The organism is Roseburia intestinalis L1-82 (assembly GCF_900537995.1).
Classification (GTDB): domain Bacteria; phylum Bacillota; class Clostridia; order Lachnospirales; family Lachnospiraceae; genus Roseburia; species Roseburia intestinalis.
Window position 1 is genome coordinate 2,338,807 of sequence record NZ_LR027880.1, and the last position, 15,064, is coordinate 2,353,870.

Sequence of the window (15,064 nt, forward strand, 5' to 3'; positions counted from 1 at the left end):
TGTTCACACATTCCGTGTGACCAGTAACACCTAATTTTCATTCCAGTGCAGCAGTTCATAGCGAAGGCTCTCTAACAGTTCGGATTCCGGCACTTTCTTGTAGACCTCTCCATGTTTGATGATCAGTCCTTCCCCGATACCTCCGGCAATTCCGATATCCGCCTCTTTTGCCTCACCCGGTCCGTTGACCACACAGCCCATAACGGCAACTTTGATGTCTAACGGGATATCGGCAACCATATTTTCGACCTGGTTTGCAAGTCCGATCAGATCGATCCTGGTTCTTCCACAGGTCGGACAGGATACGACCTCAATACCACCCTTGCGCAGTCCTAATGTCTTTAAGATCAGCTTTGCGGATTTGATTTCCTCTAACGGATCTCCGGTCAGTGAAACACGGATCGTATCACCGATGCCCTGATGTAAAATCAGTCCAAGTCCGATTGCGGATTTGATATTTCCACTGATGATCGTTCCGGCTTCGGTGATGCCTACATGCAGCGGGTGATCAGTTTTTTCTGCGATCAGCTCATGTGCTTTCACACACATCATAACGTCCGAGGATTTGATGCTGATAACAAGGTTATCGTATCCCATATCCTCAATCATTTTTACTTTATCCAGCGCACTCTCAACGATTCCTTCTGCCGTCACGCCATGGTATTTTTCTACCAGATCTTTTTCTAAAGAACCACTGTTGACACCGACACGAATCGGGATCTGCCGCTCTTTTGCCGCATCCACGACCGCCTGTACGCGCTCTCTGCTTCCGATGTTTCCCGGATTGATACGGATCTTATCTGCACCGTGCTCGATTGCTGCGATCGCCAGACGGTAATCAAAATGAATATCTGCCACGACCGGGATCTCCACCTGTTTTTTGATCTCTGTCAATGCTTCGGCAGCTTCCATTGTCGGCACTGCACATCTTATGATATCACAGCCTGCTGCCGCAAGTTTATTGATTTGTGCCACTGTCGCAGCGATGTCCTCTGTCTTTGTATTTGTCATTGACTGAATCAGGATCGGATTACCGCCCCCGATCACTTTCGAACCGATTTTTACTGTTTTTGTTTTCACTGTACTTTCACCTCTACATGAAAATTTTTCGAATATCGTTAAACATTACAACCACCATCAAAAGCATTAAAAGCATAAGTCCTATAAAATGCACCATGCCCTCTTTGTCCGGATCAACCTTTTTCCCCCGGATCGCCTCAACGATCAGAAACACCAGTCGTCCACCGTCCAATGCCGGAAGCGGCAGCAGGTTCATAACACCAAGGTTTGCCGAGATCAGAATACAGATATAGAGCATTTGTAAAAATGCCGCATAATAACCGTAGGAAACACTCTCCTCATAGCTGTCACCGATCGCATCGACAAGCCCGACCGGACCACTCATATCATTTAAGGTAACACCGCCTGTTGCAAGCATTTTTAAGCTTCCAAACGTCGTATCGATCCAGTATTTTACCTCATATCCACTGTACAGAAGATTCTTAAACACATTTCCTTTCTCCACTTCACCGCCGACAAAACCATAGCGGTATCTGCCAAGTTCTTCATCATACAGCGGTGTCAGCTCTGCCGTATATCTTTTTCCGTCACGCTCATAAGTCACTTCCACGGTCTCCCCCGCATGGAACATGGAGTAAGAACTGACTTCCCGGTAAAAATGAATATGTTTTCCGTTCATTTTTACAATGACATCCCCCGCCTGCATACCTGCCTGTTCCGCTGCAAAGCCCTCGCTGACCTCTGTGATCTTAGGGACATCATATCCATTGCAGGAAAGAAGGATAAAAGAAAAGACAAATGCCATGATAAAGTTAAACACCGGTCCGGCGGCAACCACACTGATCCTTGCCCAGACAGACTTTTTGCCAAATGCCCGGTCATCTGTACTCTCGCCGTCTTCTCCCTCCATCATACAGGCACCTCCAAACGGAAGCAGTTTTAAGGAATATTTCGTTTCTCCCTTCGTCATGCCCAAAATCGTCGGTCCAAGTCCGAGACAGAACTCATTGACACGGATCCCATTTGCCTTTGCCAGTGAAAAATGTCCAAGTTCATGAAATATAATAATGATACTGAAGATCAATAATGCGATAATAATTTTCATCCGTTTTTAATTCCTTTCCATTCTGCCTCTAAGCCCATTTCTGCCCGATATATTCGTATACTGCCTGCTCTGTTTCTAATACCTGATCTAAAGTCGGATCGCTGATATATGCCACATGCTCCATGCAGTCCTCAATGATCTCCGTGATCTGCGGATAGCTGATCCTACGGTCTAAAAACATTGCCACTGCACGCTCGTTCGCCGCATTAAATACGGTTGGCTGACTGCCACCCTTTCTCATTGCATCGTATGCTAACGCCAGTCCCCGGAAGGTCTTTGTATCCGGCCGTTCAAACGTCAGACTTCCCAGTTCAAAAAGATCCAGTCTCTTTCCTGACATTTTTCTGCGCTCCGGATAATAGAGTGCATACTGGATCGGCAGACGCATATCCGGTGTTCCAAGCTGGGCAATCACTGCTCCATCCTCATACTGCACCGCAGAATGGATCACACTCTGCGGATGAACGACCACTTCGATCTGATCTAATTCCACACCAAAAAGCCATTTTGCCTCCATGACCTCAAGTCCCTTGTTGACCAGTGTCGAGGAATCAATTGTTATTTTTCTTCCCATCGACCAGTTCGGATGTTTTAAGGCGTCCTCCACTTTCATCTCTGCAAGATCCTCCGCGTTTTTTCCGCGAAATGGTCCGCCGGATGCCGTCAGAAGGATTTTTTCAATACGGTTGCTCTCATTGCCCTGCAGTGACTGGAAAATCGCGCTGTGTTCACTGTCCACCGGAAGGATCGGCACATGATATTCTTTTGCCAGCGGAATGATGATGTGTCCTGCCGTCACTAGTGTCTCTTTATTTGCAAGTGCAATTTTTTTGCCAGCCTTGATTGCTGCAACTGTCGGACGGATCCCCATCATGCCAACGATCGCGGTAACTAAGATCTCACTCTCCGGATGAACTGCGACTTCAATCAGTCCTTCCATCTTTGAAACCACTTTTGTGTCCGTATCCGCAATTTTAATCTTTAATGCTTCTGCGGCTTCCTCTTTGAAAACACATACCAGTTTCGGGGAAAACTCCCTGATCTGCTGCTCTAATAATGTAATATTACTTCCTGCCGCAAGTGCAACGACCTCGATATCTTTCTGTTCTCTTACGATATCAAGTGTCTGTGTTCCGATTGAACCTGTCGAGCCTAAGATTGCTATTTTTTTCATACAAATCCTCTTTTCTAAGCAACTTGTTGCGAAGAGGCGACGAGAATCTCAAATTCTCGGAGGCATATTTTTTATGCCTTGCCATCAAAGCTATTTGTTTTGCTCAGAAACAAATAGCCGTGCGAAAAATAAGCTATCAAGCTTATTTTTCACACTAATATCCTCTGTTTACAATACAATAAAATTTGCTGCAAGAAAATAAATCATCGGCGCCGTAAAAATCACACTGTCAAAGCGATCCAGGATACCGCCGTGTCCCGGGATCAGTTTTCCATAATCCTTGATCTCATAGTTTCTCTTGATTGCAGACGCAGTCAGATCACCTACCATGGAGATCAACGCTCCAACCGCACTGATCGCTGCCATGATCCATACATGCTGTGTGGTAACACCCATCGCATTTTTAAAGATCATGCCATAGATCACAGTTAAAAGTGCAGCACCGACCACTCCACCGATTGCTCCTTCCACAGATTTTTTCGGACTTAACTTCGGAGACATTTTATGTTTTCCAATCAGCATACCAACACAGTACGCACAGGTATCACATCCCCAGGAGCACAAAAAGATCAGCCATACGATATAGGCACCCGCGGTGAGCATTCTCGTCTGATATACATAAGAAAGCATCACAGCCACATAAAACACACCGAAAAATACAGCTAACATCTGCTCCGTCTTATATTTCGGATAAGTAAATACATAAACAAACATCAATGCCATCAGGAATCCTAAAACGACTACCATAAGATCCGGCAGAAATGCCCATTTCAGATTACAGTAAAATACGGTCGCCGCAAGATACCCCACGATTCCCGGCAGTTCTTTTTCCACATGAAAAATGCGGAATAACTCAAACATTCCTATATAGGAAATAAGTAACGTCGAAAAGAGTAACACATCTCCCCCCGTGATAATAAGTACTAACGCGGCTGCCACCAACACGATGCCGCTCAACAGTCTTGTCTTAAACATATATGAAAACCTGCCCTTTCTTCTTTCGGTCTATTTCGCTTCCTCTGCCAGTCCGCCAAATCGTCTGTCTCTCTTATTATACGCTTCCACAGCTTTTTCTAATTCCTCTTTTCCAAAATCCGGCCATGGCACATCGGTAAAATAAAATTCACTGTACGCAAGCTGCCATAACAGATAGTTCGAAAGGCGCTGCTCCCCGCTTGTGCGTATCAAAAGATCCGGATCCGGAATTCCTGCAGTATCCAGATATGAGGCAAACAGATCTTCATTTAATTCCGAAACCTGCCTTGTACCATTCTCCATATCCTGACACATTTTTTTCATTGCGCGGATCATTTCATCCCTGCTTCCATAATTGATGGCGATCTGCAGGTTCAGACCATCATTTTTTGCAGAAGCTGCTTCCAGCTCCACGATCTGTTTCTGGAACCGGGCACTCAAACGTGTGGTATCCCCGATCACGCGTACACGCATATTATTTTTATCTGCTGTTTTAATACAGTTCTTCAGATAACTTTCCAGCAGCTTCATGAGTGCTGCCACCTCTCCCTCCGGTCTGTTCCAGTTTTCTGTCGAAAAAGCATACATAGTCAGATATTTAATTCCCATATCATGTGCTGCTTTGCAGACTGTTTCCACATTTTTTGCCCCAACCGTATGACCATAGTTTCTGGGCATTCCCTTACTTTTTGCCCATCTTCCGTTCCCGTCAAGGATAATTGCTACATGCTGCGGAATTTTCATTGTAATCACCACGCCTTTCCATAACCTGCATACTTTGTGCCTGCATTCATTCATAAAGTGAAAATGAGGACACGCCATTGTCATGTCCTCACCTCTATGTTCTATACAAAAATCCCTAAACTGTCAGGATCTCTTTTGTTTTTGCCTCAACAGCCTTGTCGATCTCAGTGATATATTTATCTGTCATTTTCTGTGCGCCGTCCTCTAACTCTTTCACTTCGTCCTCGGACACATCGGCAGACTTGCTTAATTTCTTGAAAGAATCATTGGCATCACGACGGATATTACGGATTGCTACTTTTGCATTCTCGCCTTTTTTCTTAACATCCTTTGCCAGTTCTTTACGTCTTTCCTCAGTGAGTTCCGGGAAAAGAAGACGAATCACTTTTCCATCATTTGTCGGATTGATTCCAAGATCTGACGTTAAGATCGCTTTCTCGATTTCTTTTACCATAGAAGCTTCCCATGGCTGGATCTGAATCATTCTCGGTTCCGGAACATTGACGTTTGCCACCTGCTGAATTGCAGTCGGTGTTCCATAATAATCAACTTTTAACTTATCAAGGACATGCGGATTGGCACGTCCTGCACGGATGCTTCCGAACTCCTCTGACAGGTTATTCATTGTTTTCTGCATTTTTTCATCAAACTGAACTAATCTCTCATCCATATTTTTACTCCATACCTTTCACGGTTCTTTGTTACACGGTTACTTTTGTACCGTTAAAATCGCCAGTCATGGCTTTTACAATGCTGTTTTCCTCGTTCAGTCCAAAAACGAACATCGGCATTTTATTTTCCATACACATGATCGACGCAGTCAGGTCAACCACTGCAAGTTTACGATCGATCACTTCCTGTATGGATACTTCGCTGTATTTTACAGCAGAAGGATTGATCTTTGGATCACTGTCGTAGACACCATCGATTGCTTTTGCAAGATAGATGCCCTCTGCCTCCATCTCAATCGCACGGAGCACAATGCCTGTATCTGTGGAGAAATACGGATGTCCGGTTCCTCCTGCAAAAAATACGACCATTCCTTTTTCAAAATACTTATTTGCACGATCCTTTGAAAACAGTTTTGTCATGCTTCCACACTCAAATGGTGTCAGGATCTGTGTTTTCATTCCAACGGAACGGAAAATTTCAGAAACATAGATACAGTTCATAACTGTTGCAAGCATTCCTATCTGGTCTGCCTTTGTACGGTCGATGGTTTCACTGGTTCTTCCTCTCCAGAAATTACCTCCGCCGATCACGATGCCGACCTGGATGCCCTGATCTGTAATCTGTTTTACCTGTCTTGCCACTTCTGTGACAGTCGGTTCATCAAATCCGGTATGTTTTTCACCGGCTAAAGCTTCACCGCTTAATTTTAAGAATACTCTCTTCATATTCGATTACTCGTTTCCTTTCTGAGCATTACCATTGAACAGGCTCTGTACATCCACGTCAGAATAGCACTGTGAGCAGAATCCTTCGATTACCGCACCATTGTTGATCTGTACAGAACGTGATTTGATGTTACCCATAACAACTGCGGATGTATCCACAACAACCGGTCCCTGTACATCAATATCACCTTTGATGGCTCCGGCAATCACTGCAGAAGTAGAGGTCACATTACCGATGATCACAGAACCAAGACCGATCTTAATGGTTCCTGTACTGACAACCTCTCCCTCAATCTTTGCAGCGTCTGCAAAAAATTCAGATGCACTGCTGTTTCCATTTACAACGCCGGTTACAACTAATTTGCCGTTGCATCCCACATTTCCTTCTACCTGTCCTCTTACATCCAAGGAACCGTTTGATACAATATCACCTTTGATGATCGTTCCCTCTGTGATTACGGATACCTCATCAGATACCGGTGCGCTCTGGTTATTAGTTACAGGTGCTGTTGTATTGTCAGCCATTTTTCTTTCCTCCTGGGTTGCTTTTGTAATATTTGAAACTGTTTCATTTCTTTCTGGTTCAGGTACAGATGCAGGCACAGGTACTGCTGCTCTTTCTGTCGGGGCACTTGCATTCCTTGCTGCCATCTCTGCGGCGCTTCTTGCTGCAGCAACTTTCTCAGCTTCCTGCTTTGTCACCTGTTCTAACAGACCATCCAGCTTGGAAAGTTCTGTCTCAACATCCACTTCGCCTTCTAACGTATTAACCTCAACGTCATCTTCGTTCGTGCTGGTTTCCAGGTTGTCATCTGCAGGCATCAGTTCATTGACTGCCTGTGAGAAGTCATCTTTAAAATCCTTGAAAAATCCCATGTTCATTCCTCCATTTATTCTCAGTTATTCCACTGTGTCTGCTTTCACATACTGAATAACCTGTGTATCTTCATCAATCGGTAATATTTGTGCGCCCATTCCCTCTAAAGCTTCAATCAAAGGTCCTAAAGCTTCTACCGTTGCTGACTTATCCGTTCCGTCATGCAGTAATACCACCGACGTTTTATATTTTACTACATCATCTGTCACATTTTCAACTATTTCCTCAGAAGTATATGCGGTCGAGGCGCCATCTCCTGCCGATACATTCCAGTCATAATAAATAATTCCCTGTGTATTAAGATAATGAATAAAGTAATCCATCGGTACGTTACTGATGAGATTGCTGCTTCCTCCCGGAAAACGATAGTAAAGACTATCCACTCCTGTGGTCTGTTTCAAAAAATTCTTCAATGTCATATAATCCTGTTCGAACGCATCTTCCGACTGGTAGATCACACTATACTGGTTGGAATACGAATTCATGCCAAGTGTATGTCCCTCATCCACAATACGTTGATAGACAGAAAGCATTTCTTCATCCTGGTTTCCATTCACAAAAAAAGTAGCTTTTACGCCATATGCCTGCAGCACATCCAGAATCTCAGATGTGTGTTCCGATGGCACATTATCAAACGTTAAGTATACTTTATGTAAATCTCCTTCCGATGCCAGATTGTCCTCATCGGAAATCCCGGATGCAGGAGGTGTTACTTTATCCCATGTCATCTCCGTCTGCATCTCTTCTGTTGTCTCTGTCTCCTCTGCTATCACACCACCATTCAGATCTGCGGCCGCTCCGGCATTAATCTGATCCGTGTTCTGCTCACTGCTGCTTGTCACCAGCTGATCCAGCTTATGTTCCAGCGACGTCATCTTCACAAATAGCACCACAACCAATATCATGGACAGAACGATCCATCCTGCCACAATCAGTATGATACTGTATCGGATTTTCGTGATCCGCTTTCTCCGCTTTCTCTGGTAATTCAGTACTTCTGAATCTTTATCCTGCATACAATACCCCCAAGGTAATCGTTAGTACCTATCTATTGTAACACATTTTTCTATTTTTCAAATAAAAAAGCGCAAAAAAATTGATTAATTTTTTCGCACTTTTTTTATTATTGTCTGATTATTTTTATTTCTATTGTACTATTTTATTTTCCAAGTATGTTTGCAATAAAAAAACCGCCAATAAAGAGTAATATTCCAAGCAGCAGCTGTCCAAAACCGATAGAAACGATATTCATCCCGGATAACACTGCAATCGGCGATGAAGTGACCAGCCCCATAATTGCAAAATACGTTTTCCTCTCCTGTTTCTCCAATAAATATTCCACAAGTTTTGATACAAGAAATATTCCAAGCACCACACCGATACCAAATGGGATGAGCACTGCTGCACAGGCGAACAGCTCCTCCCACTTAAGAGCCGGTAATGCTGCCAAAAAACCGCTGATTCTGTTTATGATCGGTGTATAATATCCCAGAGACATCAACAGCATTGAACCACTGACCCCGGGAATCACCATCGTTGCCGCAGCTACCGTTCCAACCACAAACAGCGAGATACTGTTTTTTATTCCCGGATTTAAGGCAACATCTGTTCCCTGTTTCCAGAACTGCATCCAGACGACCAGACCAAAAAACAAAACAAACAGCAGCGTCTCTGAAAATGTGATCCGCTTTCCCATGATTTTGGGCAGCAATAGCGGTACTCCGCCAAAGATCAGTCCAATAAACAGCATTGCCGTCTCAAATGGAAATTCCAAAAAGAAATATCCGATTGCAAATGACAGTCCGCCGATTCCAATCAGCATGCCAATCGCATAGGGAAGCAAAAACTTTACGCTCTTCCAGAAATGTTTTGGCATTCCCGTTACCGCCCCGATCACATCCCCATAAATCCCCATAGAAACCATCATGGTTCCTCCGCTGACACCCGGAATGATATTGGCAACACCAATTGCAATTCCGCGCAGCACCTCTTTTAAAAATGACATATCCATCCTCCAAATCCTGTTATTCTGCCAATCTTACTTCTGTCATCTCTTGTGCAATGTTTAATGCATGATCTCCGATTCTTTCAAAATCCGTGAGCATTTCCGTGTAGAGAACACTCCCTTCACCCGATGCCGTTCCTTCCTGTATCCGGTGCATCATACGATTTCTATAATCCTCTGTCATGTCATCCATCTTTTGTTCGAGTGCTGAGACACGGCTTAATTCGTCGAGTGCCTCCATATTTTCATTTAAAAGCAAAGTCAGAAGTTCTTCGCAGGTCTGCTGCATCTGCAGGATTTCTTCCCGTACTTCCTGTGAAAACCTGACATCTTTTTCTTTCAGCCACTCTGAATATCCACAGATATTCATTGCATGGTCGCTGATTCTTTCTACGTTACTGGTCACTTTAAAATAGGCACTTAAAATCCTGCTCCCCCGTGTATTGGACTCATGCGCCATATTTGTGGATATGTACTTGGAGATCTCCCGGTTTAAAAAGTCCACATACTCTTCTTTTTCTTCCACTTTTGGAATAAACCCGTCATCACAGTTTAAAAATGCCGTAAAACTGTCTGCGACATTTTTCTTTGCAATCTCAAGCATTCTTGCAATCTCTTTGTGTGTCAGTTCAAAATTGATCGCTGATACACCAATTTTTCCCTCTGTCACCGGTTTTGTATTTTTTAAATATTTTAAATACATCCCTTCCTCAGGCTCGTCCACGTCCGGCAGAATTTTTTCTGCCAGTTTTGCCAATAGATTTCCTGCCGGTAACAGCAATATCGTTGTTACGATATTAAACAGCGTATGCATGTTGGCGATCTGCGCAGCCGGATTTGCCGGTGTAAATCCCCCAACCCAGGATGTCAGCGGTGTCAGCATACAGAGTATGGTAAAAACTGCAGTTCCTATGATATTAAACGAAAGATGGATGATTGTCGTCCGCTTTGCGTTCCGCCCTGTACCAATGGACGCTAACACTGCCGTGATACAGGTACCGATATTTTGTCCAAACAGCACATACACCGCCCCGGAAAAAGAAATTGCCCCACTTGTTGCAAGTGCCTGAAGGATTCCGACCGATGCCGATGAAGACTGGATCAGTGCTGTGAAAATGGCACCTGCCATAATTCCAAGCAGTGGATTTGAAAACTTCGTCATCATATCAATAAATGCTTTGGAATCCCGCAGCGGCATCATTGCGGTGCTCATCATTTCCATTCCGATAAAAAGAACACCAAGACCAGCTAAAATACCTCCTATGTTTCTTACCTTCGGCTGTTTTAGAAAAACAACCATCACAACACCCAAAAATGCTATAAACGGTGCGATTGCTCCGGCATCAAGTGCGATCAGCTGTCCCGTGATCGTCGTGCCGATATTGGCACCCATGATCACTCCCACCGCCTGACGCAGTGTCATCATTCCGGAATTAACAAAACCTACAACCATGACTGTTGTCGCGGAGGATGACTGTATGATCGCAGTGATCACTGCTCCGACTAAAACACCCAGATACCGGTTTGTAGTCAGGCGTTCTAAGATCTGTTTCATTTTGTTCCCGGCAGCAGCCTCCATCCCCTGGCTCATCATATTCATTCCATACAGAAAAAGCGCCAAGCCTCCTAACAATGATGCAAATTCTTTTGCTCCCATTTTATCCCTCTTTTTTTCGTTATTACGGCATTTTTCTGCTGTCCCTGCGGGCGCTTTACTGCCGCTTTGCCACATACTCACTCAACATATCAGACGTATATTTTACCGTCAACCGGGATATCGGATTCTTAACGCTTCCTGTATTGTTTTTATGAAGTTTTTGTCAATTTTGTGTAAACAATAGAATGTTATGCCTTCAGCAGAACGACTGCTGTTTCAAGGCTCTCTAATGTAATATGATCTGCATCTGCCAGTTTTCTCCTTCCGGCATTTGACAGCAAAAGTTTTTTGGCAGTTCCAGGCAGTGGCAGACTTACTGCCTCTTTTCCGTAATTTGCTGCCACGAGTATTTTCTGTCTGTTTTCTTTACCCATACGCATAAATCCAAACACTGTATCCGTATCTTCGTAAACCGGCTCTACATTTCCATAGACAAATGTTTCTTCGTATTCCGGTGATTTGCGCAGTGTAATCAGTTCTTTATAATAGGAAAGTACAGAGTCCGCCCTTCCCTCCTGCTCACTGACATTGATCTCTTTATAATTCGGATTCACTGCAAGCCACGGAGCATGTGCGCTAAAACCTCCATTTTCATCTGCACTCCACTGCATCGGTGTGCGCGCATTATCCCTGCTGTTTTCATAGCAGCATGCCAACGCTTCTTCTTTTGTGCAGCCCGCGTCGATTGCAACCTGATACTGATCTTTTGTACTGATATCATCATATTCTGAAATATCATTTCTATGACAGTTTGTCATGCCGATTTCCTGTCCCTGATAGATAAACGGAATTCCACGCAGCAGAATCGAAGTCGTAGCAAGCATTTTTTTGCCCATTTCATTCTGCGCATATTCCGGAAGATAACGGCTTGCACCTCTCGGCTCATCATGATTTTCAATGATATTTGCCTTGAATCCAATCCCCTCCATCTCCTTCTGGGACGCAAACAGAATCTCTCTCCACCGCTTAAAATCCACCGGTTTGCTGTCATACCAGCCATGTTCCCCGTAAGTCAGCTCAAGCGCGGAGAAATCAAACATACTTGAGAAATGTCCATCATCTCCGACAAACTCCCGCAGTTCGTCCTCTTTCATATTAAAGACTTCGCCGACGGTAAAAGCATCATATTTCTCGAAGGTCTCATGTTTCATCTCCTCTAAAAATTCTCCGACGCCGTCCGTCTCCTCAACCATTTTTACACAGGATACCAGACCATCATCCCCATCGGGTTCATAGGACGGGAAACTCGTATCTTTCTTGATATTAATGATTGCATCGATGCGGAATCCGCCAAGTCCCTTATCTAACCACCAGTTGATCATTTTATAGATCTTGTCGCGGACTTCTTTATTCTCCCAGTTCCAGTCCGGCTGTTCTTTTGCAAACATGTGCAGATAATATTTATCTGATCCCGGCACCGGCTCCCACGCTTTTCCGCCAAAATAAGAACGGTAGTTGCTCGGCTCTTTTCCATCTATTCCTTTTACAAAATAAAAATAATCGGCATATGGCCCGTCCGGGTCGGCCAGCGCTGCCTTAAAGTATTCATGTTCACTGGAACAGTGATTTACCACGAGATCCATCACAATATACATATCGCGCTTTTTCGCCTCGGCAAGCAGCTCATCAAACTCTTCCATGGTTCCGAACTCTTCGGCGATTTTATAGTAATCAGATATGTCATACCCCTGATCAACAAACGGCGATTTGTAGATTGGAGAGAGCCAGATGATATCAATTCCAAGTTCCTTTAAATAATCCAGTTTTGAGATAATTCCTCTCAGATCACCAATGCCGTCTCCGTTTGTATCCAGAAAACTCTTTGGATAGATCTGATATGCTACCTTGTCATGCCACCATTTTCTTTTCATTTTTTTCCTCCTGACACATTTTATTTCAATATTCTTTTTTATATTTTTTGCATAATTCTGTTTTCTTTTTCAGCTGATGTAAATATTATATTTGATTTTTATTCGTTTTTCTTGCATTATGGTTGGATAATATTGTACAATACTGCTATCATAGTTGCCCGACAAATGCTGGTTTGTTTATGAAATAAATCGCCCGTCCCAATGGTGTGTCGCAGGTCTGTGAGTGGCATCTTGCGCAAAGCCGGAGTTAATTTTGGTTCCGTTGTACGAAAATAAGAAAAGTCTAAGTGTGTCTGAGTTAGATTTTCTCGGAGTGACGTGACCGGCGTTCAACGAGCCATCCGTGGCTCGTGAAGCCTTGTTCTGCCATCCGTGGCAGAACATCACTGTGTATCTACAGACACACTAAGATTTTCTAATTTTCTCCCAAAGTCACAAAATCAGCTCAGGCTTTGTGCAAGATGCCAATCGTCAGGTTGTGAACACCATTTGGGTGGGCGGTTCATCTCAAAATCTGGGGGCGTAGGTGCGAATTTTCCAGTATTATCAAACCAATAATAATCTATTAAACATAGTTATTTGGAAATATTTTTTTAACAGATTCAGACATAAAAACACTAAAAATTTACGCACCGCCCAAGGTTGTAAAATGAGTTCTCCGGCGAAGGGTGGTTCACAACTTAGTGGCTGGCAAATCGCATCAAGCCAGGACTCGTTTTGTGACTTTGGGAGAAAATTAGAAAGTCTTTGTATGCCTGTTCACAATACAGTGTTGTGCTGCCACGGACGGCAGCACAAGTCCTAATGTGCCCGGACGGCACATTTAGGACGCACACGTCACTCCGCCTCAACCTGAATCAGGCATACTTAGACTTTCTTATTTTCGGACAACGAAACAAAACAGTCCCGGCTTGATGCAATTTGCCAATCGTAACCCCCAGAACCACCCTACACAGGGAAACTCATATCACCCACAAACCAGCATTTGTCGGGCAACTCATGCTTGGATATATTGTGTATTTTCAGGTAGTAAAAAAGCTGGCAGCAGATTCGCATATACAGACCGAAATCTGCACCGGCAGAATGGAGTTTTTATGGCAATCAGTTTATCTTTAGACCAAAAAGAAAAAGCAAAACACGGCGAACAGCTATTTCCATTGCAGCGTTATATCACAAATCTTTCCTCCACTTATCCGGCAGTCACTGCACACTGGCATAAAGAGGCTGAATTTACCATGATCACAGACGGAAACTGCACTTATCAGATACAGCTTTGCCCCTACCCTGTCAATGCAGGAGATCTTATATTTGTGCCTCCCCTGGTTCTTCATTCCATCCATTCCAATACCGATCCTGCAATGGCTTCCGAGACATTTGTCTTTCATATGAATTATCTTGGCATGGGAAATGCGGACATCTGCGCAGTAAAATATCTCACACCGCTTGCGATGCAAAAAATCATCCCGCCCTATATCATAAAAAAAGAACATCCAGTCTATGCGGATGCCCTGTCAATATTCCATAAAATCAGTCAGCTTTATCACGCCAAACCCATCGGCTACGAGCTAAGGATCAAATCACTCCTTTTAGAACTGATTGCTCTCCTGCTCCCTTTCTGCCAGGAGGATTCTGCATTTTCCCAGCTTTCCAATGAACATACCAGTAAATTAAAAGCTGTGTTAGAATTTATCGAGCAGCATTATGCTGACCCGTTATCGGTCGCAGATCTCGCATCTGTCTGCTGTTTCAGTGAATATCATTTTATGCGGTTTTTCAAAAAATATATGGGAGAATCTGCCATGGAATATGTACGGAATGTCCGGTTGGCGAAAGCAGCAGAACTCTTCGAACAGGGTGCACAATCCTCGCTTGAGGTCTCACTCTCCTGTGGATTTAACAATCTGTCCTATTTTCACCGGGAATTTAAAGAAAAATATGGGATGACACCGGGAACTTTTCAGCGGAAGATCAATGTTTAGATGATTTCCTGTCATAAACAGATGTTTTTACATCGAAGCATAAAATAACCCTTATAAACGATGTCACCACCATTTATAAGGGTTATCAATCTTTTCAGAAACTTAATGCAAAACCAAATTAAGCGTTCATCTGTTTTGCCAACTTTTATTTACTGTTTTCTCAAATGCCCATTTTATAAGGCTTTCTACGCTTTCCTCAATTCTGCTCTTCCATTTTACCCAATTTCCCTTTGGGTAGAAACTTTTCATTCCCGTTGAAA

Annotated in this window: 13 protein-coding genes; 1 reads left to right on the forward strand and 12 read right to left on the reverse strand. The window is 43.7% G+C overall.

Annotated features, from left to right (window positions below; all coding sequences use genetic code 11):
* Window positions 1-30: 30 nt before the first annotated feature.
* From ispG to RIL182_RS10965, 12 genes are all read right to left on the reverse strand, one after another.
* The gene (gene ispG, locus RIL182_RS10910; RefSeq protein ID WP_022112518.1) at window positions 31-1,080 is read right to left on the reverse strand and encodes a flavodoxin-dependent (E)-4-hydroxy-3-methylbut-2-enyl-diphosphate synthase; all 1,050 of its coding nucleotides are present in this window, start codon (window positions 1,078-1,080) and stop codon (window positions 31-33) included.
* 13 nt (window positions 1,081-1,093) lie between these two features.
* On the reverse strand, window positions 1,094-2,125 hold the full coding sequence (gene rseP / locus RIL182_RS10915) for an RIP metalloprotease RseP (RefSeq protein ID WP_006858911.1): 1,032 nt from the start codon (window positions 2,123-2,125) through the stop codon (window positions 1,094-1,096).
* Between the two features lie 28 nt (window positions 2,126-2,153).
* Entirely contained in the window at window positions 2,154-3,299 is a 1,146-nt protein-coding gene (locus tag RIL182_RS10920; RefSeq protein ID WP_055193106.1) for a 1-deoxy-D-xylulose-5-phosphate reductoisomerase, read from the reverse strand.
* A gap of 168 nt (window positions 3,300-3,467) precedes the next feature.
* Window positions 3,468-4,274 carry a phosphatidate cytidylyltransferase gene (locus RIL182_RS10925; protein WP_006858908.1) on the reverse strand — a complete coding sequence of 269 codons (807 nt, stop codon included), beginning with the start codon at window positions 4,272-4,274 and terminating at the stop codon, window positions 3,468-3,470.
* Between the two features lie 30 nt (window positions 4,275-4,304).
* The gene (locus RIL182_RS10930; RefSeq protein WP_015560466.1) at window positions 4,305-5,018 is read right to left on the reverse strand and encodes an isoprenyl transferase; all 714 of its coding nucleotides are present in this window, start codon (window positions 5,016-5,018) and stop codon (window positions 4,305-4,307) included.
* 115 nt (window positions 5,019-5,133) lie between these two features.
* The gene (frr, locus tag RIL182_RS10935) at window positions 5,134-5,688 is read right to left on the reverse strand and encodes a ribosome recycling factor (protein ID WP_006858907.1); all 555 of its coding nucleotides are present in this window, start codon (window positions 5,686-5,688) and stop codon (window positions 5,134-5,136) included.
* A 31-nt stretch (window positions 5,689-5,719) separates the two neighbouring features.
* Window positions 5,720-6,415: a UMP kinase gene (pyrH, locus tag RIL182_RS10940; RefSeq protein ID WP_006858906.1), complete on the reverse strand. Its 696-nt coding sequence runs from the start codon at window positions 6,413-6,415 to the stop codon at window positions 5,720-5,722.
* A 6-nt stretch (window positions 6,416-6,421) separates the two neighbouring features.
* Window positions 6,422-7,291: a polymer-forming cytoskeletal protein gene (locus RIL182_RS10945; protein ID WP_015520458.1), complete on the reverse strand. Its 870-nt coding sequence runs from the start codon at window positions 7,289-7,291 to the stop codon at window positions 6,422-6,424.
* 24 nt (window positions 7,292-7,315) lie between these two features.
* A complete protein-coding gene (locus tag RIL182_RS10950) occupies window positions 7,316-8,308 on the reverse strand; it encodes a polysaccharide deacetylase family protein (RefSeq protein WP_118412279.1) in 993 nt (330 codons plus the stop codon).
* Window positions 8,309-8,451: 143 nt separating this feature from the next.
* Window positions 8,452-9,297, reverse strand: coding sequence for a DUF368 domain-containing protein (locus RIL182_RS10955; protein WP_242655637.1), 846 nt, complete (start codon window positions 9,295-9,297; stop codon window positions 8,452-8,454).
* Between the two features lie 19 nt (window positions 9,298-9,316).
* Entirely contained in the window at window positions 9,317-10,954 is a 1,638-nt protein-coding gene (locus RIL182_RS10960) for a Na/Pi cotransporter family protein (protein ID WP_044999512.1), read from the reverse strand.
* A 188-nt stretch (window positions 10,955-11,142) separates the two neighbouring features.
* Entirely contained in the window at window positions 11,143-12,825 is a 1,683-nt protein-coding gene (locus tag RIL182_RS10965; RefSeq protein WP_006858903.1) for a glycoside hydrolase family 13 protein, read from the reverse strand.
* A gap of 1,094 nt (window positions 12,826-13,919) precedes the next feature.
* Between RIL182_RS10965 and RIL182_RS10970 the strand changes: the two genes are divergently transcribed.
* Window positions 13,920-14,804, forward strand: coding sequence for an AraC family transcriptional regulator (locus tag RIL182_RS10970; protein WP_006857462.1), 885 nt, complete (start codon window positions 13,920-13,922; stop codon window positions 14,802-14,804).
* The last annotated feature ends 260 nt before the right edge of the window (window positions 14,805-15,064 follow it).

Bases quoted from the DNA above. Each gene is read 5' to 3' on its own strand.
- rseP (WP_006858911.1), bottom strand. From the start codon at position 2,125: ATGAAAATTATTATCGCATTATTGATCTTCAGTATCATTATTATATTT.
- RIL182_RS10920 (WP_055193106.1), bottom strand. From the start codon at position 3,299: ATGAAAAAAATAGCAATCTTAGGCTCGACAGGTTCAATCGGAACACAG.
- RIL182_RS10925 (WP_006858908.1), bottom strand. From the start codon at position 4,274: ATGTTTAAGACAAGACTGTTGAGCGGCATCGTGTTGGTGGCAGCCGCG.
- RIL182_RS10930 (WP_015560466.1), bottom strand. From the start codon at position 5,018: ATGAAAATTCCGCAGCATGTAGCAATTATCCTTGACGGGAACGGAAGA.
- frr (WP_006858907.1), bottom strand. From the start codon at position 5,688: ATGGATGAGAGATTAGTTCAGTTTGATGAAAAAATGCAGAAAACAATG.
- pyrH (WP_006858906.1), bottom strand. From the start codon at position 6,415: ATGAAGAGAGTATTCTTAAAATTAAGCGGTGAAGCTTTAGCCGGTGAA.
- RIL182_RS10945 (WP_015520458.1), bottom strand. From the start codon at position 7,291: ATGGGATTTTTCAAGGATTTTAAAGATGACTTCTCACAGGCAGTCAAT.
- RIL182_RS10950 (WP_118412279.1), bottom strand. From the start codon at position 8,308: ATGCAGGATAAAGATTCAGAAGTACTGAATTACCAGAGAAAGCGGAGA.
- RIL182_RS10955 (WP_242655637.1), bottom strand. From the start codon at position 9,297: ATGTCATTTTTAAAAGAGGTGCTGCGCGGAATTGCAATTGGTGTTGCC.
- RIL182_RS10960 (WP_044999512.1), bottom strand. From the start codon at position 10,954: ATGGGAGCAAAAGAATTTGCATCATTGTTAGGAGGCTTGGCGCTTTTT.
- RIL182_RS10965 (WP_006858903.1), bottom strand. From the start codon at position 12,825: ATGAAAAGAAAATGGTGGCATGACAAGGTAGCATATCAGATCTATCCA.
- RIL182_RS10970 (WP_006857462.1), top strand. From the start codon at position 13,920: ATGGCAATCAGTTTATCTTTAGACCAAAAAGAAAAAGCAAAACACGGC.